The sequence below is a fragment of the Nonomuraea sp. JJY05 genome, from assembly GCF_043496855.1.
Classification (GTDB): Bacteria; Actinomycetota; Actinomycetes; order Streptosporangiales; family Streptosporangiaceae; genus Nonomuraea.
On sequence record NZ_JBIEIS010000009.1, the window covers coordinates 270,422 to 290,732 of the forward strand.

A 20,311-nucleotide genomic window follows, 5' to 3' on the forward strand; every position below is an offset into this window, starting at 1 on the left:
TCCTGATCGAACGCGCGGCTGCCCGCGTGCCCGGTAAACCGGCCACGCGGGCAGGCTGGTTGAATGGACGCATGTCCCTTGACCCCAAGATCGCCGCGCGGTTGAAGCGCGACGCCGACGGCCTCGTCGCCGCCATCGCCCAGCAGTACGACACCGGCGAGGTGCTCATGCTGGCCTGGATGAACGACGAGGCGCTGCATCGGACGCTCACCACCGGCCGGGCCACCTACTGGTCCCGCAGCCGCGCCGAGCTCTGGGTGAAGGGCGACACCTCCGGCCACGTCCAGCACGTCAAGTCGGTGGCGCTCGACTGCGACGGCGACGCCGTCCTCCTCAAGGTCGACCAGGTCGACGGCGCGTGCCACACCGGAGACCGCACGTGCTTCGACGCCGACCAGCTCGAGATCGCGCTCGGATAGCAGGCCGCATGGGGCACAGAGAGCTGTGGGGCTGGCTGGGCACGACCGTCCTGGGATGCGTGCTCGTGCTGTTCGGCGCGAGCCGGGCCTGGGTGCGGATCCTGGAGGCGGGCTTCGCCGCGCCCACCGGAGCCGAGCTCAGCCCCGTCCTGACCCCCGTCGCCCTGGCCGCGCTGGCCGGGGTGGTGGCCGTGCTGGCCACCAAGGGCGTGGGCCGCCGCGTCGTCGGGGCGCTGGTCGCCCTGTGCGGGGCGGGCGCCGCGGCCGGGACGTGGGCGGCGCTCGGCGGCGACACCGTCACCGGCTGGCTGCGCGAGCAGAACGTCCTGCGCGGCACCGCCGACCTCCCCTGGGAGGTCGCCCCGCTCTGGCCGGCGGTCACCGCCGCCGGGGCGATCCTGGTGGTCGCCGGCGGGATCGCCGCGATCGTGCGCGGCGGCAGGTGGGCGGGCATGTCGGCGCGCTACGACAGGGGCGCCGACGGGAGGGCCGACGGGGGCGCCGACGGGGGCGCGGACGGGGGCGCGGACCAGGCCCGCGCCGAGGTCAAGGACGACAGGGCGCTGTGGGACGCGCTCGACCGCGGCGACGACCCAACCGACTCCCGCTGACTCCGTGGCCGCGGCTCCGGCGGGCCTGCGCTATGACGATTTCTTTACTGTTCTGAACCTCTGTCTGCTTGGCAAACGTTTCCTCAATAAGCTGCCGTTGCAACGCCACGAAGACTTAGGAGCCAAGCGCATGAGCTACGGGGATCAGGGCAGCGGCGGCGGCTACGGCGCGCAGCAGCCCGGCGGCGGGTACGGTCAGCAACCCGGCAGCGGGGGCGGCGGGTACGGTCAGCAGCCCGGCAGCGGGGGTGGCGGCTACGGCCAGCAGCCGCCGAGCTACGGGGGCGGTTACGGCCAGCAGCCCCCGAGCGGGGGCGGCGGTTACGGCCAGCAGCCCGGCAGCGGGGGCGGTTACGGCCAGGGCGGCTATGGCGAGCAGCCGCCCAGCTATCCGCAGGAGCCGCTCGGCTACGGCCAGCAGCCCCCGAGCGTCGGCGGCTACGGCCAGCAGCCCCCCAGCTACGGCCAGCCGGCCTACGGCTACGGCATGCCGCCACAGCAGCCCCGCTCGACCAACGGCATGGCGGTGGCCTCGCTCGTCCTGGGCATCATCGGCCTGATCTTCTGCGGTCTGACCAGCATCCCGGGCGTGATCCTCGGCCACATCGCCCTCAGCAGGATCAAGAAGACCGGCGAGGAGGGCTCGGGCATGGCCGTCGGCGGTCTCGTCACCTCCTACATCACCGTCGTGATCTGGGTGCTGTGCTGGCTCATCTTCGGCGGATTCATCCTGTCGATGATCGGGCTCAGCGCGGCCGCCACGTCGTCCTCGTACGACTACTGAACCGGTCGGTAACCCTCCGCGAGCGTGGCCGGACCGTGACGAGCCGCTTGCGGTCCGATTACGAATTGTCCGCAAAATGGACGTTATTCCACGTAGGGGACTTATCCTCGCTAGGCTGCCGCGCGCAACGCCACAGATGACGACATGAGAGGTCCTTCATGAGTTACGGCAATCAGGGCGACGGCGGCTACGGCTCGCAGCCGCCCGGCGGCGGCTACGGTCAGCAGCCTCCCAGCGGCGGTGGCGGCTACGGCCAGCAGCCTCCGAGCGGCGGCGGTGGCTACGGCCAGCAGCCCCCGAGTGGCGGTGGTTACGGCGGTGGCTACGGTCAGCAGCCCCCGAGCAGTGGTGGCTACGGCCAGCAGCCTCCGAGTGGTGGCGGCTACGGCGGCGGTGGCTACGGCCAGCAGCCCCCGAGTGGCGGTGGCTACGGCGGTGGCTACGGCCAGCAGCCCCCGGCCGGCGGCAACCCGCCGGACAACCACCTGGTCTGGGCCATCCTGACCACCCTGTTCTGCTGCCTTCCCCTGGGCATCGTGTCGATCGTCAAGTCTTCGCAGGTCAACTCGAAGTGGCAGATCGGTGACTACCAGGGCGCCGCGCTGGCGAGCGAGGAGGCCAAGACCTGGTGGAAGCGGTCCTTGATCGCGGGCATCATCTGGTGGGTGTTGATCATCCTCTTCTACGTCGTGGTGTTCGTCCTCCTGGCCGCCAGCGTCCCGAGCACGTCGAGCTACTGAGCCGGAAGGCGGATACTGGGAGCATGGGCATCGCAACAACCGAGCGGCGCGGCACGGCACGCCTCAAGGGGCTGCTCGCGCCGCTCGGTGTTGCGGGCGCGACGGCCGCCGTGTTCGCGTTCGTCGGGGTGGTGGACCCCAACCAGCCGGGCCACTACCCGACCTGCCCGTTCCTGTACATCACCCACCTCTACTGCCCGGGCTGCGGCACGCTTCGCACCATCCACGCGCTCGCCCACCTCGACCCGGTCACCGCCCTGGGGATGAACCCTCTCGCCGTGGCCATGATGCCGTTCCTGCTGTTCTGGTGGGGGAGATGGGTCGTACGCGCCTGGCAGGGCAGGCCGAGACGCACCACGCTCGCCCATCCGGCGTGGCTGTGGGCCTTCATCGCCCTCATCATGGTCTACTGGGTCGTCCGTAACCTGCCGTTCGGGGCGTTCCTCGCTCCGTAGGGCCTTCCACTTGGGGGGCCTGTGGTGAGGTGACCCCGTGCGGGCCGATACCATCGCAGGACAGGCAGAGAGCGGACGCGACGCGAACTCTCAGCCGCCCCCACAGTCGACCGGAGGGACCTCAAGCGCGTGAGTGAGCGGACGGAAGGGCCGAGTGTCCTCGACGACATCCTCGACGGGGTGCGCGCCGACCTCGCCGCACGTCAGCAGGCCGTGTCCATTGACGAGCTCAAGCGGCGGGCCGAGCGCGCCCACGCTCCCAGAGACGCCATGGCCGCGCTCGGGGGCGACAGGATCTCGGTGATCGCCGAGGTCAAGCGGTCGAGCCCGTCCAAGGGCGCGCTGGCCGCCATCGCCGACCCGGCCGCGCTGGCGGCCGACTACGAAGAGGGCGGCGCCCACGTCATCAGCGTGCTGACCGAGCGGCGCAAGTTCGGCGGCAGCCTCGAGGACCTGGCGGCGGTGCGCGCCCGGGTCGACATCCCGATCCTGCGCAAAGACTTCATTTTGACCTCCTACCAGCTCTGGGAGGCCCGGGCCCACGGCGCCGACCTGGCCCTGCTGATGGTCGTCTGCCTGGAGCAGGAGGCGCTGGTGTCGCTGATCGAGCGGGCCGAGTCGATCGGGCTCACCCCGCTGGTCGAGGTGCACACCGAGGAGGAGCTCGAGCGGGCGGTCGCCGCCGGTGCCCGGGTCATCGGGATCAACGCGCGCAACCTGAAGACACTCGAAGTCGATCGCGAGGTCTTCACGAAGCTGGCGCCCAAGATCCCCGATAATGTGATCAAGATTGCCGAGTCGGGCGTGCGCGGCCCGCACGACCTGCTCGCCTACGCCAGGGCCGGCGCCGACGCCGTCCTGGTCGGGGAGAGCCTGGTCACCGGCAAGGACCCGCGCAAGGCAGTGGAGGCCCTGGTGACCGCCGGCGCCCATCCCGCGACGCGCCCCGACCACTCAGCAGAGGGATAGCAGTGGCACACGAAGGCTCCATCCTGACCGCCGCCGACCTGACGGGCAACGGCCCGCTCGGCGACGACCCCGACGTGCACGGCAAGTTCGGCATCTTCGGCGGCCGGTTCGTCCCCGAGGCGCTCATCCCGGCGCTCGACGAGGTGGCCGCGGTCTACGAGAAGGCCAAGAACGACCCGGAGTTCCTGCGGGAGTTCGACCATCTGCTGCGCACGTACGCGGGCCGGCCGACCACGCTGACCGACGTGCCGCGCTTCAGCGAGCACGCCGGCGGCGCCAGGATCGTGCTCAAGCGTGAGGACCTCACCCACACCGGCGCTCACAAGATCAACAATGTGCTCGGCCAGGCCCTGCTGACCAAGCGGCTGGGCAAGAAGCGCGTGATCGCCGAGACCGGCGCGGGCCAGCACGGCGTGGCCACCGCCACCGCGGCCGCCCTGCTCGGCCTGGAGTGCGTGATCTACATGGGCGCGGTCGACTGCGAGCGCCAGGCCCTCAACGTCGCCAGGATGAAGCTGCTCGGCGCCACCGTGGTGCCGGTGACCAACGGCTCCCAGACGCTGAAGGACGCCATCAACGAGGCGTTCCGCGACTGGGTGACCAACGTCGACACCACCCACTACCTGTTCGGCACGATCGCCGGGCCCCACCCGTTCCCCGAGATCGTCCGCGACTTCGCGCGCATCATCGGTGTCGAGGCCCGCCGCCAGATCCAGGAGCTGACCGGCGGACTGCCCGACGCGGTGTGCGCGGCGGTCGGCGGCGGCAGCAACGCGATCGGCATCTTCCACGCGTTCCTCGGCGACGAGGGCGTGCAGCTGCACGGCTACGAGGCCGCCGGGCGCGGGCTGGAGTCCGGCGAGCACGCGCTCACGCTCACCGCCGGGTCGATCGGCGTGCTGCACGGCTCGCGCACCTACGTGCTGCAGGACGACGAGGGCCAGACCATCGAGTCCCACTCGATCTCGGCCGGGCTCGACTACCCGGGCGTCGGCCCCGAGCACGCCTGGCTGAAGGATTCGGGCCGTGCCTCCTATCACGGCGTCACCGACGACGCGGCCATGGCCGCGTTCTCGCTGCTGGCCAGGACCGAGGGCATCATCCCGGCCATCGAGTCCTCCCACGCCCTGGCGGGCGCGCTGGAGCTGGGCCGCGAGCTCGGCCCCGAGGCGACCATCCTGGTCAACCTCTCCGGGCGCGGCGACAAAGACATGGGCACGGCGATGAAATACTTCAACCTCTGACGAGCCGCCACCCCCGGCGCGGGGCCCTGCGCCGGGGGATAAATGGTGGGACTCGACCTTCGAAACGGACAGACATGACGACTCTTCAGACGGTTTTCGCCAAGGCGAAGGCGGACAACCGGGCCGCGCTCGTCGGCTACCTGCCCGCGGGCTTCCCCTCCAAGGGCGGCGACGTCGCCGCGGCTGCGGCCCTGGTCGAGGCCGGCTGCGACGTCATCGAGATCGGCCTGCCCTACTCCGACCCGCTCATGGACGGGCCGACGATCCAGGACGCGGTGCACCGCTCGCTGGTCAACGGCACGCGCATCGCCGACGTGCTGCGCACGGTCGAGGGCGTCGCCGCCACCGGCGCCGCCACGCTCGTCATGACGTACTGGAACCCCATCGACAAGTACGGCGCCGAGCGGTTCGCCCGCGACCTCGCCAACGCGGGCGGCGTGGGCACGATCACGCCCGACCTGACGCCCGAGGAGTCGGAGCCGTGGCGGGCGGCATCCGCGTCCGCGGGCATCGACACGGTGTTCCTGGTGGCGCCCAGCTCGACCGAGCAGCGCATCAAGGCCGTCGTCGACTGCTGCACGGGCTTCGTGTACGCGGCCTCGCTGATGGGCGTCACCGGCGCCAGGGAGAGCGTCAACGTCGCCGCGGAGGGCCTGGTCGAGCGGACCCGGGCACACACGGACCTGCCGGTGTGCGTGGGCCTCGGCGTGGGCACGGGCGCGCAGGCGGCCGAGGTGGCGGCCTACGCCGACGGCGTGATCGTGGGGTCGGCGTTCATCCGCCGCATCCTCGACGCGCCCGACGAGGCCGAGGGCCGGGCCTCCATCGGAGCCCTGGCCAGGGACATGGCGCAGGGGGTCCGCCGGTAAGGGCGCTTTACCGCCTATGTGACGAAATTTCGGGACTGGTGCAAGGATCTGGCGCGTAGGTCCTTGGCGTGCGGTCCCGCGCGGGTGATGATCGGGGCCCCGAAGCGGTGTGACGCACGACCCCGAAAGGACACCGATGCGTCCCAGTCCCGTCACCTTCGCAGCGGCCCTCACACTCGCGGTCACGGCCATGACCGCACCGGCGTCCGCCGGTCCCGACCCCGTACCGGCTGCCGCCCTGACGCCTGCCCCAGCGCCCGCCCCGACGTACGAGTTACCGTCCCCGGAGGCGCCGCGGACCGGTGCGCCCCCGCCCGGCCCCACCGCGCAGAACGAGCAGCCCAGGCCGGCGCGCGTGGCCCGGCCGATCGCGATCTCGTCCCCGGCGCTGCGCGTGGAGCTCGACCCGGACTTCCCGCGCGTCCTGGGCTACGTCGACCGGGCGAGCGGCGCAAGGCTCGGCGGCAGCGCGGGCGTGCCCGCCGTCGTCCTGAACGGCCAGGCACGAGCCGTCACCGTGGCGCTGACCGGGAGCGACGGCGCGACCGCCCGCTACCGGCTGGCCTTCCCCGATCTCGACGGCGTCGCGCTCGGGGCGAGCATCGGGGTCAAGGGCCGGGTGACGACGTTCCGGATCGATTCGGTGGCCGACACCGAGGCGTTCCGCGTCAACACCATCGACCTGCCCGGCCACGACCTGGTGTCGGTGTCGAGCGCGCAGCCGGGCGCGGCGACCGCGTTCACCCGGCTGGACCCGAACTCCACCCGCACCGCCGACGTCTTCGCCGCGGTCACCCCGGGCACCACGCCCGACGACGATCCGGTCGGGGCCACGTACGGGATCGTCAACACCGACCGGCTGGCCGCCGCGATCGAGACGAACTCCACCTACGACCGCCCCTCGGGCCTTACCGACCGCGACGCCGCCAGGCTCTGGCACCAGGCCAGGAAGGACGCCGGCGGCACGGTCACCGTGGGCGTGTGGAGCGGCCAGTGGACATACCGCGCGACCGGCTCGCCGTTCACCGAGGAGCCGCCCTGGGCCAAGGTCGTGGTCACGCCCGACGCCAACGGCGACGGGGCGCTCGACTGGCAGGACGGCGCGGTGGCGTTCCGGGCCGTCGCCGTCAAGGCGCCCGGCGCGGAGCGGACCAGGGACCGGGTGGTCACGCACATCCCGTTCAACTTCTCCAGCCAGGCCACGCACCCGTTCCTGCGCACCCTGGACGACGTCAAGCGCATCTCGCTGGCCACCGACGGCCTGGGGCAGCTCGCGCTGCTCAAGGGCTACCAGTCGGAGGGCCACGACTCGGCGCACCCCGACTACGGCGGCAACTACAACCGGCGCGCGGGCGGGCTGAAGGACCTGAACGCGCTGCTCAAGGCCGGCAAGGGCTGGAACGCCACGTTCGGCGTGCACGTCAACGCCACCGAGTCCTACCCCGAGGCCAGGAACTTCAGCGAGCAGCTCGTCGACAAGGGCGCCAAGGGCTGGAACTGGCTCGACCAGGCGTACCTGATCGACCAGCGCGGCGATCTCACCAGGGGCACCCTGGCCGGGCGCTTCGCGCAGCTGCGCGCCGAGACCGACCGCAACCTCGCGGTGCTGTACCTGGACGTGTTCAGGCCGTTCGGCTGGGTCGCCGACCGCACGCTGGCCGAGCTGCGCGAGCAGGGCTGGCAGGTGAGTACGGAGTGGTCGGACAAGCTGGAACGCGCGTCCCTGTGGTCGCACTGGGCCAACGACCTCAACTACGGCGGGGTCACCAACAAGGGGCTCAACTCCCAGATCATCCGGTTCATCCGCAATGACGAGAAGGACGTCTGGAACGCCCATCCGATCCTCGGCAACGCCCGCATCGTCGAGTTCGAGGGCTGGCAGGCGAAGAACGACTTCACCGTGTTCTACCGCAACATCTGGGAGCACAACCTGCCGGTCAAGTTCCTGCAGCACTACAAGATCATGGACTGGAACGCGGACGAGATCGTCTTCACCGGCGGCGTGCGCGGCACGTATCGGGACGGGAGGCGCGAACTGTTCGCCGGTGGGCACAAGGTGCTCGACGGGGGCACCTACCTGCTGCCGTGGCAGGGCAGGTACTACCACTACAACCCCGCGGGAGGGGAGACGACCTGGGACGCCGACCGGCCGATGACCGTTTACCGGCTCACCGACCAGGGGCGGGTGGCGGCCGGCACGGTCACCCCGGTCCGCGGGAGGATCACGTTGCGGGCGGAGGCGGGCGTGCCGTACGTGCTCTACCCCGGCAAGGCGCCCCGGCAGCCGGACCCCGGCTGGGGGCAGGGTAGCGGGGTGCGCGACCCCGGTTTCAACGGCGACCGGCTCGCCGGATGGACCGTCACGGGCCCCGTGAGCGTCCGCAAGAACGATCTGGGCCAGCGGGTGGCGCTGCTCGGCGGCGGGGCGCAGGCGCGGCTGGAGCAGCGGCTGACGGGCCTGCGGCCCGGCCGCACCTACACCGCCTCCGCCTTCGTCGAGGTCGAGCCGGGCAGGACGCGCGAGACCACCCTGGAGGCCGCCGGGCAGGCGGTGACCGTGAGCCGGTCCACGGCCAGGAACTACATCGCCTCCGACGAGAAGCACGACACCTTCTTCCAGCGGGCCAAGGTGACCTTCACCGCGCCCGGCACCTCGGCCACGCTGCGGATCACGGCCGCCGCCGGGGACGGGGACGTGCGGGTGGACGACGTGCGGCTGTTCGAGCGGGAGCCGGCCGGTGACGTGGAGACGTTCGAGTCGGCCGAGCCGGGCTGGGGGCCGTTCGTGAAGGGGGACGCGGGCGGGTCGTTCGACGCGCGTACGCACCTGTCCGAGCGGCACGAACCGTACACGCAGGCCGGGTGGAACGGCAAGACGATCGACGACGTGCTGAGCGGCGACTGGTCGCTGAAGGCGCACGAGGAGCGTCAGGGGCTCATCTACCGCACGCTGCCGTGGACCGCCCGGTTCGAGCCGGGGCACGCGTACGAGGTGTCCTTCGCCTACCAGAGCGCTCAGGCGGACGCGTACCAGTGGGTGACCGGCTACGACAAGGGCGGATCCAGCGTCGAGACGCGGCGCACGCCCATCCCCGAGCGGCGGAGCACGGCGACGTTCAGGGAGCGGGTGGTCGCGGGATGCGGGGACATGTGGGTCGGGCTGCGCTCGCTCAAGGCCGAGCAGGCCGGGGCCGACTTCGTCCTCGACGACTTCTCCGTGACCGGCCTCGGCCCGGTGCCGGACGCGCAGGCGTGCGGGTCGCTGGAGGTGACGCCCGCCGCCGTCTTCGAGCAGGGGAAAGCCAACGAGGTCGTCACCACGTTCACGAACCTCGAGGACGCGCCGGCGCAGGACGTGCGGGTGACGCTGGACGTCCCGGACGGGTGGACGGTCGCGGGCGACGGCACCGGCACCGTCGATCCCGGCGGGAAGCTGACCACGACCTGGCAGGTCACCCCGCCCGCGGACGCCTCCGGGAGCTACGAGCTGGGGGCCGGCGCCGGCTACACGGTGGGCGGCGTGGCGAAGCGGCTCACCGCGTCCGCGGTCGTGCGCACGCTGCCTCCGCCGCCCGCGGGGGACGCCTACGCGAGCGACCTGGAGTGGGTCACCGCGGACAACGGCTGGGGGCCGGTGGAGCGCGACCGGTCCAACGGCGACACCGGCGAGGCCGACGGCGGGCCGATCGTCGTCGGCGGGCGGACGTTCGCCAAGGGGCTCGGCACGCACGCGCCGGCCAGAGTCCGGTTCTACCTGGGCGGCGCGTGTACGAGGTTCACGGCGTCCGTCGGGGTCGACGACGTGCAGGCCACGCGGGGGTCGGTGCGGTTCGACGTGGTGGCGGACGGGGCGCCGGTGGCCCGTAGTCCGGTCCTGCGGACCGCCGACGCGGCGTACGAGCTGAGCGCCGACCTGACCGGAGCCCGCTACGTGGACCTGGTGGCCGGGGACGGCGGCGACGGGAACGGCAACGACCACGCCGACTGGGGCGAGGCCAGGTTCACGTGCGGCTGAGCGGGGCCCTCATGCCCGGACCGCCCTGGCGAACAGCCCGGCCAGCTCGTCGGCGTACCCGGCCGGGTCCGCCTCCGGATCGGCCTCCAGCAGGAACGGCAGCCCCTCCAGCGCGCGCCGGACCGCCATCGCGGTCACCCGCACGTTGAACGCCCCGAACTCGCCGCTCTCCTGCCCCCAGACCAGTAACCGCTCGACCTGGGACAGCGCCGACAGGGCGGTGGCCTCGGGGCGGAAGTTGAGTGAGATCTCCGCGGCCGCGCGCATCTCCGCGCGGTGCTCGCCCGCGTACTCCGCCAGGGAGCGGATGTACGTCTCCAGCGCCGCGCCGGCCGTGCGCCGGGCGCTCACCCGCTCGGTCACGAACGCCGAGAGCCGCCCCTGGATCGTCGCGATCACCTGGCGGATCAGCTCGTCCTTGTCCTCGAAGTGGTACGAGATCAGGCGCGTGCTGCTGAGCCCGGCAGAACGGGCGATCCGGGCGAAGGACGCCTGGTGGTAGCCGAGCTCGGCGATCGTGGTGATGGTCGCTGTCACGATCTGCGCCCTTCTGGCGGAGCTCGTGACCGTTACTGGCATGAGTAAATTTTTACTTGACTGCGTAATTCCCGCAAGAAACACGGCTTAGCCGGTGCTTATCCGCCGCGTGGTCATATGGATTCCCGGTACTGTGCCCATCCCGGCGCAGAGGAAGAGGAGATGGCGTGTGGACGCGTCACTATCGTCACGCGGTGAGTTCTCGGCGATACCCTGGGTGACGACCGTCGCCCGGCTGGTCCTGGGCGGGGTGCTGATCGCGGCGGGTGGGCTCAAGATCGGCAACCCGGCCGATTCGGTCGTGGCGGTCAAGGCTTACCAGCTGCTTCCCGAGTCGATCGCCGTCACGGTGGGCTACGCCCTGCCGATCCTGGAGATCGTGGTCGGCCTGCTGCTGGTCGTCGGTCTGCTGACCAGGGTGGCCGCGGTGATCGCCGGGCTGCTCATGTTCGCCTTCGTGTTCGGCATCGCCTGGGCGTGGGCGCACGGCCTGCGGATCGACTGCGGCTGCTTCGGTGGCGGCGGCCAGCTGGGGGTAGGGGAGGAGCCGACGTACTTGCTCGACATCCTGCGCGACTTCGGGCTCGTGCTGCTCGGCGCCTGGGCCGTGCGTTTCCCGCCGGGCCGTTTCGCGCTCGACGGCGCCCTCGGACTGGGGGGCGACAATCGTAATGAAGGGGATGACGACGATGAGCAAGGCTGAGCGCACCAAGACGAAGACGGCGCGCGAGAAGATCAGGGAACAGCAGGCCGAGGCGCGGCTGCGGGACAGGCGCAGGCGCATCGCCACGTACGTGACCGCCGGGGCGGTCGCGGTGGCCGCCGTCGGGCTCGGCTGGTGGTACGCGGCCAGCACCTCGCAGTCGGAGGTGGCCGGCGGGGCGCTCGCGGCGGTCACGGTGCAGCCCGACGGCTCGGTCGCGATGGCCAACCAGGGCGTCACCGCGCCGGTGGTGGACATCTACGAGGACTTCCAGTGTCCCGCCTGCAAGGAGCTCGAGCGGGTCAGCGGCCAGACCTTCAAGAACCTCGCCGCCGAGGGCAAGGCCAAGGTCGTCTACCACCCGATCACGATCTTCTCCCAGGAGCCGACCAAGTCCAACTCCGTACGCGCGGGCAGCGCCGCCCGGTGCGTCGCCGACGGCAAGCAGTGGATCGCCTTCCACGACCTGCTCTACCAGAACCAGCCGTCCGAGACCGAGGCCGGCTTCACGGTCGACCAGCTGAAGAACTGGGGCAAGCAGGCCGGGGTGACCGCGCCGGACTTCGACCAGTGCGTCACCACGCAGAAGCACGCCGATGCGCAGCTCGCGTACAGCAAGAAGGTCATCGACGCACAGAAGATCGACCATACGCCGACGGTGAAACTGAACGGCAAGGAAATCGACAATCCCGTACTCTTCAGCCCGCAAGATCTGCGCGAAGCGATTACGAAGGCGGCCAAGTAGTCTCACTTCCGCTACCCTCACCTGACATGCCCCTTGCCTCGATTCCCAGCCCTTCCCAGGGGGTCTGGTATCTCGGAATCATCCCGATCCGGGCTTATGCGCTATGCATCGTGCTCGGCGTCATCGTCGCCGTCTGGCTGAGCGAGCGGCGCTGGCAGGCCCGCGGTGGCCAGAAGGGGACGATCGTCGACATCGCGGTCCCCGCGGTCATCTTCGGCCTGATCGGCGGCCGCCTCTACCACGTCATCACCGACTGGCAGACCTACTTCGGCCCGCGCGCGATCAAGGAGCCCATCAAGGCGCTCTACATCTGGGAGGGCGGCCTCGGCATCTGGGGCGCGATCTCACTCGGCGCGCTCGGCGTCTGGTTCGCCGTGCGCAAACGCGGCATCTCCATGAGCGCCGTCGCCGACACGGTCGCGCCCGGCATCGCCTTCGCCCAGGCCATCGGCCGCTGGGGCAACTGGTTCAACCAGGAGCTCTACGGCTCGCCGACCACGCTGCCGTGGGGCCTGGAGATCGACGGCGACCACGGGGGCGAGCCGGGGGTGCTCTACCACCCGACCTTCCTGTACGAGTCGCTGTGGGACGTGGCGCTCGGCTTCGTGCTCATCTTCGCGGGCCGGCGCTTCGCCCTGCACCACGGGCGGCTGTTCGCCCTCTACGTCGCCGGCTACACGCTGGGCCGCTTCTGGATCGAGGGGCTGCGCATCGACCCGGTCGGCGGCGTGGACCACGCGGTGACGTTCCTCGGGCTGCGGATCAACCAGTGGACGTCGATCGTGCTGTTCGTGGCGGCGCTGGCGTACTTCTGGCTGGCCAGGAAGCGGGACACCGTGGAGATCGTGGCCCCGGCCGACCCGGCCGACCCGGCCCACCCCGCCGACCAGGCGGACGCCGACTCCGAGGACCCGCAGGAGCCGGCCTCCACCGACGACGGTGCGGACACTCCGGCGGCCGAGAACGCCAAGGACGCCGAAGTCGCGGACGACGGGGCACCGGCGGCCGAGAATGCCAGGGACGCCGAAGTCGCGGACGACGGGGCACCGGCGGCCGAGAAGACCACGGACGCCGAAGTCACGGACGCCCCGGCGTCGTCGGCGGATGATGTGACCCCCGCCGACGGGGTAGATGCATCTGACGCCGAAGTCGTGACGAAGGAGAAGAACTCGCGATGAGCGGTCGCGCGGAGATCCACCACCAGCATCGTGACGTCACCGGAGGCTGGTTGCGGCCCTCGGTGTTCGGCGCGATGGACGGCCTGGTGTCGAACTTCGCGCTCATCGCAGGTGTCGCGGGCGGCACGGCCAACACCAAGGTCATCGCCCTCGGAGGCGTCGCCGGGCTCGCCGCCGGCGCGCTGTCCATGGCGGGCGGCGAGTACGTCTCGGTCGCCAGCCAGCGCGAGCTGGCCCAGGCCGAGATCGCCGTCGAACGGCGCGAGCTCGCCCGCAACCCTGACGACGAGCAGGCGGAGCTGGCGGAGACGTTCGTCGACAAGGGCGTGGAGCCCGGCCTGGCCGCCGAGGTGTCCAGGCAGATCTCCCGCAACCCGGATCGCGCGCTGGAGGTGCACGCCCAGAACGAGCTGGGCGTCGTCCCCGGCGACCTGCCCTCACCGGCGCTGGCCGCGGTGTCGTCGTTCCTGTCGTTCAGCGTGGGGGCGGTGCTGCCCCTGCTGCCGTACCTGTTCGGCGCCAGGGACCTGGTGCTGTCGGCCGCGGTGTCCTGCGTGGCCCTGTTCGCGGCGGGCGCGCTGGTCTCGGCGGTGACGGCGCGCAGCTGGTGGTTCTCAGGATTGCGCCAGCTCGTGGTGGGCGCGATCGCCGCGGCGGTCACGTTCGGCCTCGGCAGCCTGATCGGGGCGGCGGGCCTGTGATGGCCCGCAGAAGAGCCGGTTCGGGCGGTCACGGCAGATCCTCCTCCGGCCAGGACGGCACGGGCCGCACCCGCGGCGGCCGCTCACCCGACAGACCCCAGGACGCCCCCGGCCCCGGCCCTGGCCAGCCGATCCCAGGCCCGGAGGCCACCGGCCAGGCCGGTGGTAGTTGGCCTGCGCGGGACATGCGGGACACCGGTGGTAGCTGGCCTGCTCGGGATGTCCAGGATGCCGGTGGCAGTTGGCCGGCTCGGGATATGCGGGACGCTGGTGGTGCTGATGGTCGCCGGGCGTCAGGTCCCGATGCTGCTGGCCGGGCTGGTGGTAGTTGGCCGGCGCGAGATGTGCAGGACGCCGGTGGTAGTTGGCCTGCTCGGGATGTCCAGGACGCGGGCGGCAGTTGGCCGGCCCGCGATGTGCCGGGCGCGGGCGGTAGCTGGCCGGCCCGGAACGTGCAGGACACTGGTGGTACGTGGCCTGCACGGGATGTCCAGGGCGCGAGCGGCAGTTGGCCTGCACGCGATGTCCAGGACGCCGGTGGCAGTTGGCCGGCCCGCGATGTGCCGAACGCGCGTGGTAGTTGGCCTGCTCGGGATGTCCAGGACGCCGGTGGTAGTTGGCCGGCCCAGGATATGCGGGACGCTGGCGGTGCTGGTGGTCGGCGGGCGTCAGGCTCGGGTGACATCGACCGTACTGGCGGCGGGCGGCCCGCGTCGGAGGGACGAGGCAGCCGTCGTGCCGGTGGTCGCCGGTCGGCGGGCTTGGCCGATGAGGGGCGGGCCGGTCGTGCTCGGCCGCCTGTAGGTCCGGACGGTGATGGACACGCGGCCGGCGGAGCCTCTGGCGGGTCTGGAGTCTCTGGCGGGGCTGGAACCGGCGGCGGTGGCTGGCCGGCGGGAGGCCAGGGCGACGATGGTCGGCTGTTGGCCGAGGCGACCGGTGGCGGGCGGTTGCCGACCGGCGACAGCGGCGAAAGGCGTTCCGGGCCCAGGCGGGCGAAGGCGAGCCACGGCGCCGATGACCAGTCGGCGAGCGACGGCGACCGGGGAAACTGGGCGGCCGACGGCGGCGAGCCCGGGGCCGAGGCGGTCGGTGGCGACTGGGCGGTCAGCGGCATGCGGTCCGTCACCGACGGGACCCGATCCCGCCGATCCGGCGGCCGACGTTCGACGGCCGAGACCGACGGAGGTCGTTCCGCATCCGGAGGCCGCGGTCGCCGTTCGGCGGCCGGATCCCAAGGCGGCCATGCGGAGGCCGAGTCCCGAGGCGGCCATGCGGCGGCCGGGACCCAAGGCGGCCATGCGGCGGCTGGATCCCGAGGCGGCCATGCGGCGGCCGGGACCGAAGGCGGTCGTTCGGCGGCTGAGCCCGACGGTGGTCGGTCGGCCGCAGGGGCCGATGGTGGTCGCTCAGTAGCTGGAGCCGATGGCGGCCGGTTGGTGGCTGGGGCCGATGGCGGTTGGGCAGTGGTCGGGGCCGAGGATGATCGGCTGGGCGACGATGACCGATGGGACTTCGGGGCCGACGGTGGGGCTTCGGCTTCTGCGGCTCGCGACGGGAAGGCCGATGATGGTGGGCGGCCGGGGAAGTTCTCGCGTACGCGACGGCGTCCCCCGCCTTCCGACTGGCAGTTCCCGCTGCTCACCCACATGGGACTGCAACCCAAGCAGCAGCGGCTGATCGTCATCATCGCCACGATCGTCGGCGTGCTTGCAGGCGGGGCCGGGCTGGTGGCCGCCATCAACTCCATCGGCGACTACTCCTCGGAACGGCAAGCCGGCGCCTCCGTCATAGCGCCGGACACGGCGCTCCCGCGCGTCTTCCGAGGGTGGGGCTCGCCCAAGCTGTTCGATCCTGTCACGGACAGGGCCAAGGACCAGCGAGCACTGACCGAGAAGGAGGTGTTCGGCCAGAGCGAGCTCGCCGTGTCCAAGAAGCTCAAGCTCAAGCTGGTCGCCAAGAAACTCGACACCGACTGCTCGGCGGCGCTGTGGGGCCCGAACCTCCTCGAACTGGTGTCGGACGCCGAATGCACCCAAGTCGCCCGCGGCCTCTATGCGAGCTCCGACGGCCGGTACATCGGCCAGTACACGCTACTCAACCTCAAGGACGGCAAGTCGGCCGCCGACCTGGTGGAGTCCTTGAAGTCGCTTTACCGGGGCGGTTGGACGCGTCCCCTGGAGTCCCCCAAGGCCGCCTTCCCCGCGGGCGGCTACTCCGAGGCGGGCGGCTACGCCCTCGGCCACTACGTCGGCCTGGTGTGGCTGGGGAAGACCGACGGCGCGGACCCCGGCCCCAAGGACGACTTCGTCTCGCTCACGCTGGCGCTACGCGGCGCGGAGAAGGCCGTCTACCGCCGTGTCGTCACGATCGCAGGACCGTCCTCCTGATGCCGAACGACCTGCCCCCGAACAACACCCGCCCCTGGCCCCGCTGCCGTGACGTCGCCACGATCGCTCGGAGCGGTCACATGAGCCCCGGGGGAACTGGGAGCGGTCGCATGAGCCCCGCGGGAACTGGGGGCGGTCGCCTGAGCTCCGGGAGAGCTGAGGGCGGTCGCCTGGGGCCCGGGGGAACCGGGGGCGGTCGCCTGAGCCCCGGCGGAGCCGGCGGCGGTCGCCTGGGGCCCGGAGGAGCTGAGGGCGGTCGTCTGAGGCCCGGGGGAGTGGTCGCGATCATGGAGGGCGGCCGCCCTGGGCCCCGGGATGTCGTCGCGATCGCGGAGGTGGCCTGCTGATGTCGCGTCGAGTCGTCATCCCCTTGGGCATCGCCCTCGTGGCGGTCGTCGCGGTGGCCGGTTGGCTGTGGCTGCGGCGCGAGGATCCCAGGCCTGCCAGCTTCCACGCCGAGCCCACCTCCGCCTTCTACTCCGCCATCAACAGCCGCCAGAACGACGCCGCGCCTCTCACCCTGAACGAGGTCTTCACCCCGGCCACCCAGACCCTGGGCACCATGCGTCGGGACGCCACGCAGCAGTTCAACGACTGTAATGAGGTGCTCTCGGGGGTCTCGGCCACGGGCTGCACGCAGGCGCTCCAGGCCACGTACAAGGGGGGTGCGGTCGCGGGTCAGTTCGTCATCTTCAACCTGAGCGACGGGCGGGCGGCTGACGCGCTGGTGTCGGCGCTGGGCAAGGACGGGTTCGTACGGCAGGACATCGGGTTCGAGCCGGCCGGCAGCCGGGCCCAGGCGCGGGCGATGGGCCACTACGTGACCGTGAGCTGGGCCGGAGGATCGGCGCCCGCCCAGGACCTGGTAGCCGCCCTCGTGGCGCTGGACGGTTTGGGACGCGTGGTCCAGGGCCGCATCGTCGCCGCAACCTGACCCAACCGCTGCCGTCCAAGCTCCGATGGCGGCCGCGACTGCGATGGCGACTCGGGAAGTCGCGGTTGCATGACGGCGCCCCACGACCGCGGCGGCGGCCCGGGACGGAGATTGCGATGGTGACCGGGACGGGCGACCGCCGGCTGGGACCGTGATGATGATCCGCCACGGTGACTGGGGCGGCGATCGTGACCCGCGCCCCGCGATGGTGACCGGGATATCGGCCGAGATTTGCGTCGGTGAATCGGGGACGGTAGCCACGCCCAAGACGGCGGCGACGGCGACCCGCGAGCGTGGTGGTGACCGGGACTCGCGGCTCCGGGGTTGATCGCGACCGCGACCCGTGCCCCGGAGCGGTGACCGGGGTGGTGACCGCGACTCGCGGCGGTGAACCGGGACGGTGGCCACGCCCCAGACCGCGACTACGGCGGCCCGCGAGCGCGATGGTGGCCGGGATGGGTGGCCGAGATTCGCGGCGGGTGAACCAGGAAGGTAGCCACGCCCGCCACCCGCACGCCATGGCAGCGGTGAGGGCGGCCTGCGGCATCGATCCGCTGCCGCTCGACAGCCCGGTTCGAGTGGACCCCGGCCTTGACCGGACTCGGCCGTGACGCATCGGTCGGGCTCTGGCCGTGACCGGATGACCCGGGCCCTTCGGTGGAGGGCGGTGGGGGTTCGGGGTGGGTCAGGTGGTTGTGGTCAGGGCGGAGATGGTTGTGGTGACTGCTTCGGGGAGGGTGGAGAGTCGGTGGAGGGGGGCGTCAAGGGGAGTCAGGCCTTCCGACCATGGGGCGGCTTCGGCGATGAGGGTGCGGGCCTCGTTCTTGGTCAGGGCCGAGCCTTGGGTACGGGCCACCGCGATGAGGGCCTCGCGCCATGTGTTGGCCAGCTTGGCGTGCCCGTTGTCCAGGATCCTGCGCAGCACCGAGGCCGCATCGCCGGGCGGCTGCGGCAGGCGTACGGCGTCCAGGACGTCGCCGCCCGCGCTCAGCTTGTAGACCGTGGACAGTACGTCAGGCAGCGCCGGCAGCTCGGCGCCCACGACGCGTACGTGGGAGGCGCGGGTGGCCAGGAGAATCCGGGGGAGGGCGGCCTCCAGGCCCGGGGGCAGGGCCACGGCCACGCGGTCCAGGGTGGCGGCGTAGGGCTTGGCGAGCCAGGTCGAGAGCCGTACCCGCGGTTCGGTGAGGTCCTTGGGCCACTCGCCCACCAGCAGGTCGGGGTTGAAGTCCCGGATGGCCTCCTGCGGCGCTGAGAGGGCGTTATGGGCGCTTTCGACCGATTGTGGGCCTTGAGTGTAGATGGAGGTGGTTTGGCGGCTCAGGCGGGACGTCACGGCCGGGCGCGTCTTGGTGGTGGGCCGGAGGATGTACATGTCGGCGGCCGAGCCAATGGCTTCTGCACCGAAATATCGGTTGAAGTCGGGATAGATGGCTTCGTAGGCGAGGTTGAGGTCCGCCAGGGCCTGCTGGACCTTGAAGGCCAGCATCGGCGTACGTTCGCTGGCACCGTACGCGAGCAGGATGCGGCCGTTGTCCGTCAGCGCCTCGGCGGCGCGCGCCACGAACAGGCCGGTGCCCTCCGGCGTGTACGGCGGGTCGGTGAGCGCGAGGTCGTGGTCACGGGCGGACGCGGGCAGGCCGAGACGCAGGTCGGCCCAGCGCGTGCGGACACCCAGGTGCTGGGCGTCGATGTACGCCAGGACGCGCTCGTCGATGTCGACCACCGTGACGTCGGTCTCCGGATGGACCAGCTTGACGGCCAGCGAGGTCAGGTCGTGGTCCCCCACGCACAGCAGTCGCGTGCCGGGGAGCCAGAAACGGGAACCCAGCAGCAACGCCCGCCTCAGGATCGTCTCCGGAGTGGCCGAGACGTGGTCGAGCACGTGACGGGCGCGCGGGGCCCGGGCCACGAGGTCCTTGAGGCGGGAGAGCTCCGCGGCGTAGTGGGGGAGCAGATGGGCCACCGGATCCTCCGGCGGCGGGGCCAGCGCGAGGAGGTCCTGGTAGTCGTTGGCGTGGGTCAGCGGGACCCGGAACGCGTCGCCCTTGCGCTCCAGCGGGACCTCGCGCAGGAGGGTCTCGACGGTACGCCTGGACGTGGCGGTCTCCCTGACCAGATCGGCCAGCGTCCACCACTGGGCATCGCACAGGAGGGTCAGGGCGTGCCGCAACCGCCTGCTGTCCGGCCCGGCCTCCGCGAGCAGGCGCTCCACCCCGTCACGCTCCATCAGATCCGCGCGGAGATGACCGCCTGCCTCAGCCGGCGGAGGAGTCCGCGCTCCCTCCCTCCAGATTTTGTCGGCGCATGCCGATAGCGTGGTGATGTCGTTACCGAGGGTGGGAGGTGGTGGGACGCGATTCGTCCGCGTTCCTGCCGCGTCCCACCGGCGAGCAGGTGTACGGCACGCTCGGTCGGGCCGGGTGTGACGTCGCCGGCACGTCTGGATCGAGTGGATCGATCCTGGGCGCGGGTCGGAGGGTGTTCGCGGCGGTGCTTGGGCGCGGGGCCGCCGCGGGTTCTCGGCGCGGGCAGCGTGGGCACGCCGATGTCGACGCGTCGATCAACCTTCGCGACATTGCGCAGGCGGCTTGGCGAGAAGCCGCTCCCTTCGAGGAGCGGAGGAGTCACGAGGGCAACCCTATCGAGGCGCGAGGGTGGACAGCCCGGGACGGCAGGCGCGTGCGGCCCTGCGTGAGCGGGGGCTCGGTGGTGAGGGCGGCCTTCGGGGCTTTGCTTCGGCCGACGCTGCGGCAAGCGGTGGCAGCTAAAGCGGTGTGACTGTGGTGGTTCGGTGGGAGTTGGAGGGCCGCGGGCGTGGCACGTGGGTGAGGCGGTGGAGGGAGCCAACGGCGCCAGGGTGAGGCGCTGAAGGGAGCGGCGCGGCGGTGAGGTGCTGGAGGGAGCCAAGCGGCGGTGGATGCTGAAGGGGCATGACGGCGCGGGGTGAGGTCGTGCGGTGAGGTGGTGGGTTGGGATTTCGGCGGTCCGCTCCGCGGGGGTGGGGTGGTGGGGAT

General features: G+C 71.6%; 17 protein-coding genes. 15 read left to right on the forward strand and 2 right to left on the reverse strand.

Annotated features, from left to right (window positions below):
- The first annotated feature begins 71 nt into the window (after nucleotides 1-71).
- From hisI to ACFKCF_RS16390, 9 genes are all read left to right on the forward strand, one after another.
- The gene (gene hisI / locus ACFKCF_RS16350; protein WP_394494375.1) at nucleotides 72-419 is read left to right on the forward strand and encodes a phosphoribosyl-AMP cyclohydrolase; all 348 of its coding nucleotides are present in this window, start codon (nucleotides 72-74) and stop codon (nucleotides 417-419) included.
- Nucleotides 420-427: 8 nt separating this feature from the next.
- Nucleotides 428-1,030 carry a Trp biosynthesis-associated membrane protein gene (locus ACFKCF_RS16355; RefSeq protein WP_394494377.1) on the forward strand — a complete coding sequence of 201 codons (603 nt, stop codon included), beginning with the start codon at nucleotides 428-430 and terminating at the stop codon, nucleotides 1,028-1,030.
- Between the two features lie 130 nt (nucleotides 1,031-1,160).
- Nucleotides 1,161-1,814, forward strand: coding sequence for a DUF4190 domain-containing protein (locus ACFKCF_RS16360; RefSeq protein WP_394494379.1), 654 nt, complete (start codon nucleotides 1,161-1,163; stop codon nucleotides 1,812-1,814).
- A gap of 158 nt (nucleotides 1,815-1,972) precedes the next feature.
- Nucleotides 1,973-2,554 (forward strand): CD225/dispanin family protein, encoded by a 582-nt coding sequence (locus ACFKCF_RS16365; RefSeq protein WP_394494381.1) that lies wholly within the window; start codon nucleotides 1,973-1,975, stop codon nucleotides 2,552-2,554.
- A gap of 23 nt (nucleotides 2,555-2,577) precedes the next feature.
- Nucleotides 2,578-3,009: a DUF2752 domain-containing protein gene (locus ACFKCF_RS16370; protein WP_394494383.1), complete on the forward strand. Its 432-nt coding sequence runs from the start codon at nucleotides 2,578-2,580 to the stop codon at nucleotides 3,007-3,009.
- Between the two features lie 129 nt (nucleotides 3,010-3,138).
- Complete coding sequence (trpC, locus tag ACFKCF_RS16375) at nucleotides 3,139-3,978, forward strand: indole-3-glycerol phosphate synthase TrpC (RefSeq protein ID WP_192792295.1); 840 nt, start codon at nucleotides 3,139-3,141, stop codon at nucleotides 3,976-3,978.
- 20 nt (nucleotides 3,979-3,998) lie between these two features.
- Nucleotides 3,999-5,222, forward strand: coding sequence for a tryptophan synthase subunit beta (trpB, locus tag ACFKCF_RS16380; protein ID WP_394494510.1), 1,224 nt, complete (start codon nucleotides 3,999-4,001; stop codon nucleotides 5,220-5,222).
- A 74-nt stretch (nucleotides 5,223-5,296) separates the two neighbouring features.
- Complete coding sequence (trpA, locus tag ACFKCF_RS16385) at nucleotides 5,297-6,091, forward strand: tryptophan synthase subunit alpha (RefSeq protein ID WP_394494385.1); 795 nt, start codon at nucleotides 5,297-5,299, stop codon at nucleotides 6,089-6,091.
- Nucleotides 6,092-6,227: 136 nt separating this feature from the next.
- The gene (locus ACFKCF_RS16390; protein WP_394494387.1) at nucleotides 6,228-10,106 is read left to right on the forward strand and encodes an endo-alpha-N-acetylgalactosaminidase family protein; all 3,879 of its coding nucleotides are present in this window, start codon (nucleotides 6,228-6,230) and stop codon (nucleotides 10,104-10,106) included.
- Nucleotides 10,107-10,115: 9 nt separating this feature from the next.
- Here ACFKCF_RS16390 and ACFKCF_RS16395 read toward each other — a convergent pair whose 3' ends face one another.
- The gene (locus ACFKCF_RS16395) at nucleotides 10,116-10,643 is read right to left on the reverse strand and encodes a TetR/AcrR family transcriptional regulator (protein ID WP_394494388.1); all 528 of its coding nucleotides are present in this window, start codon (nucleotides 10,641-10,643) and stop codon (nucleotides 10,116-10,118) included.
- A gap of 169 nt (nucleotides 10,644-10,812) precedes the next feature.
- Between ACFKCF_RS16395 and ACFKCF_RS16400 the strand changes: the two genes are divergently transcribed.
- The 6 genes from ACFKCF_RS16400 (at nucleotide 10,813) to ACFKCF_RS16425 (ending at nucleotide 17,294) form a co-directional block, all read left to right on the forward strand.
- Nucleotides 10,813-11,346: a MauE/DoxX family redox-associated membrane protein gene (locus ACFKCF_RS16400; protein ID WP_394494390.1), complete on the forward strand. Its 534-nt coding sequence runs from the start codon at nucleotides 10,813-10,815 to the stop codon at nucleotides 11,344-11,346.
- The gene (locus ACFKCF_RS16405) at nucleotides 11,333-12,091 is read left to right on the forward strand and encodes a DsbA family protein (protein WP_394494392.1); all 759 of its coding nucleotides are present in this window, start codon (nucleotides 11,333-11,335) and stop codon (nucleotides 12,089-12,091) included. Before ACFKCF_RS16400 ends, ACFKCF_RS16405 begins: the two co-directional genes overlap by 14 nt.
- 26 nt (nucleotides 12,092-12,117) lie before the next feature.
- Nucleotides 12,118-13,269 carry a prolipoprotein diacylglyceryl transferase gene (gene lgt, locus ACFKCF_RS16410; protein ID WP_394494394.1) on the forward strand — a complete coding sequence of 384 codons (1,152 nt, stop codon included), beginning with the start codon at nucleotides 12,118-12,120 and terminating at the stop codon, nucleotides 13,267-13,269.
- Nucleotides 13,266-13,970: a VIT1/CCC1 transporter family protein gene (locus tag ACFKCF_RS16415; RefSeq protein WP_394494395.1), complete on the forward strand. Its 705-nt coding sequence runs from the start codon at nucleotides 13,266-13,268 to the stop codon at nucleotides 13,968-13,970. The genes lgt and ACFKCF_RS16415 overlap by 4 nt, the downstream gene beginning before the upstream one ends.
- Before the next feature lie 1,649 nt (nucleotides 13,971-15,619).
- On the forward strand, nucleotides 15,620-16,360 hold the full coding sequence (locus ACFKCF_RS16420) for a hypothetical protein (protein ID WP_394494396.1): 741 nt from the start codon (nucleotides 15,620-15,622) through the stop codon (nucleotides 16,358-16,360).
- 346 nt (nucleotides 16,361-16,706) lie between these two features.
- Nucleotides 16,707-17,294, forward strand: coding sequence for a hypothetical protein (locus ACFKCF_RS16425; protein WP_394494398.1), 588 nt, complete (start codon nucleotides 16,707-16,709; stop codon nucleotides 17,292-17,294).
- Between the two features lie 685 nt (nucleotides 17,295-17,979).
- On the opposite strand, the gene ACFKCF_RS16430 is transcribed toward ACFKCF_RS16425, so the two are convergent.
- Nucleotides 17,980-19,524, reverse strand: a complete 1,545-nt coding sequence (locus ACFKCF_RS16430; protein WP_394494400.1) for a bis-aminopropyl spermidine synthase family protein — start codon at nucleotides 19,522-19,524, stop codon at nucleotides 17,980-17,982.
- Between the last annotated feature and the right edge of the window lie 787 nt (nucleotides 19,525-20,311).

Excerpts from the sequence above, each read along its gene's own strand:
- ACFKCF_RS16405 (WP_394494392.1), top strand. The coding sequence starts at position 11,333 with ATGAGCAAGGCTGAGCGCACCAAGACGAAGACGGCGCGCGAGAAGATC.
- ACFKCF_RS16355 (WP_394494377.1), top strand. The coding sequence starts at position 428 with ATGGGGCACAGAGAGCTGTGGGGCTGGCTGGGCACGACCGTCCTGGGA.
- lgt (WP_394494394.1), top strand. The coding sequence starts at position 12,118 with ATGCCCCTTGCCTCGATTCCCAGCCCTTCCCAGGGGGTCTGGTATCTC.
- hisI (WP_394494375.1), top strand. The coding sequence starts at position 72 with ATGTCCCTTGACCCCAAGATCGCCGCGCGGTTGAAGCGCGACGCCGAC.
- ACFKCF_RS16425 (WP_394494398.1), top strand. The coding sequence starts at position 16,707 with ATGTCGCGTCGAGTCGTCATCCCCTTGGGCATCGCCCTCGTGGCGGTC.
- trpA (WP_394494385.1), top strand. The coding sequence starts at position 5,297 with ATGACGACTCTTCAGACGGTTTTCGCCAAGGCGAAGGCGGACAACCGG.
- ACFKCF_RS16365 (WP_394494381.1), top strand. The coding sequence starts at position 1,973 with ATGAGTTACGGCAATCAGGGCGACGGCGGCTACGGCTCGCAGCCGCCC.
- ACFKCF_RS16390 (WP_394494387.1), top strand. The coding sequence starts at position 6,228 with ATGCGTCCCAGTCCCGTCACCTTCGCAGCGGCCCTCACACTCGCGGTC.
- ACFKCF_RS16420 (WP_394494396.1), top strand. The coding sequence starts at position 15,620 with ATGGGACTGCAACCCAAGCAGCAGCGGCTGATCGTCATCATCGCCACG.
- ACFKCF_RS16360 (WP_394494379.1), top strand. The coding sequence starts at position 1,161 with ATGAGCTACGGGGATCAGGGCAGCGGCGGCGGCTACGGCGCGCAGCAG.
- ACFKCF_RS16415 (WP_394494395.1), top strand. The coding sequence starts at position 13,266 with ATGAGCGGTCGCGCGGAGATCCACCACCAGCATCGTGACGTCACCGGA.
- ACFKCF_RS16430 (WP_394494400.1), bottom strand. The coding sequence starts at position 19,524 with ATGGAGCGTGACGGGGTGGAGCGCCTGCTCGCGGAGGCCGGGCCGGAC.
- ACFKCF_RS16370 (WP_394494383.1), top strand. The coding sequence starts at position 2,578 with ATGGGCATCGCAACAACCGAGCGGCGCGGCACGGCACGCCTCAAGGGG.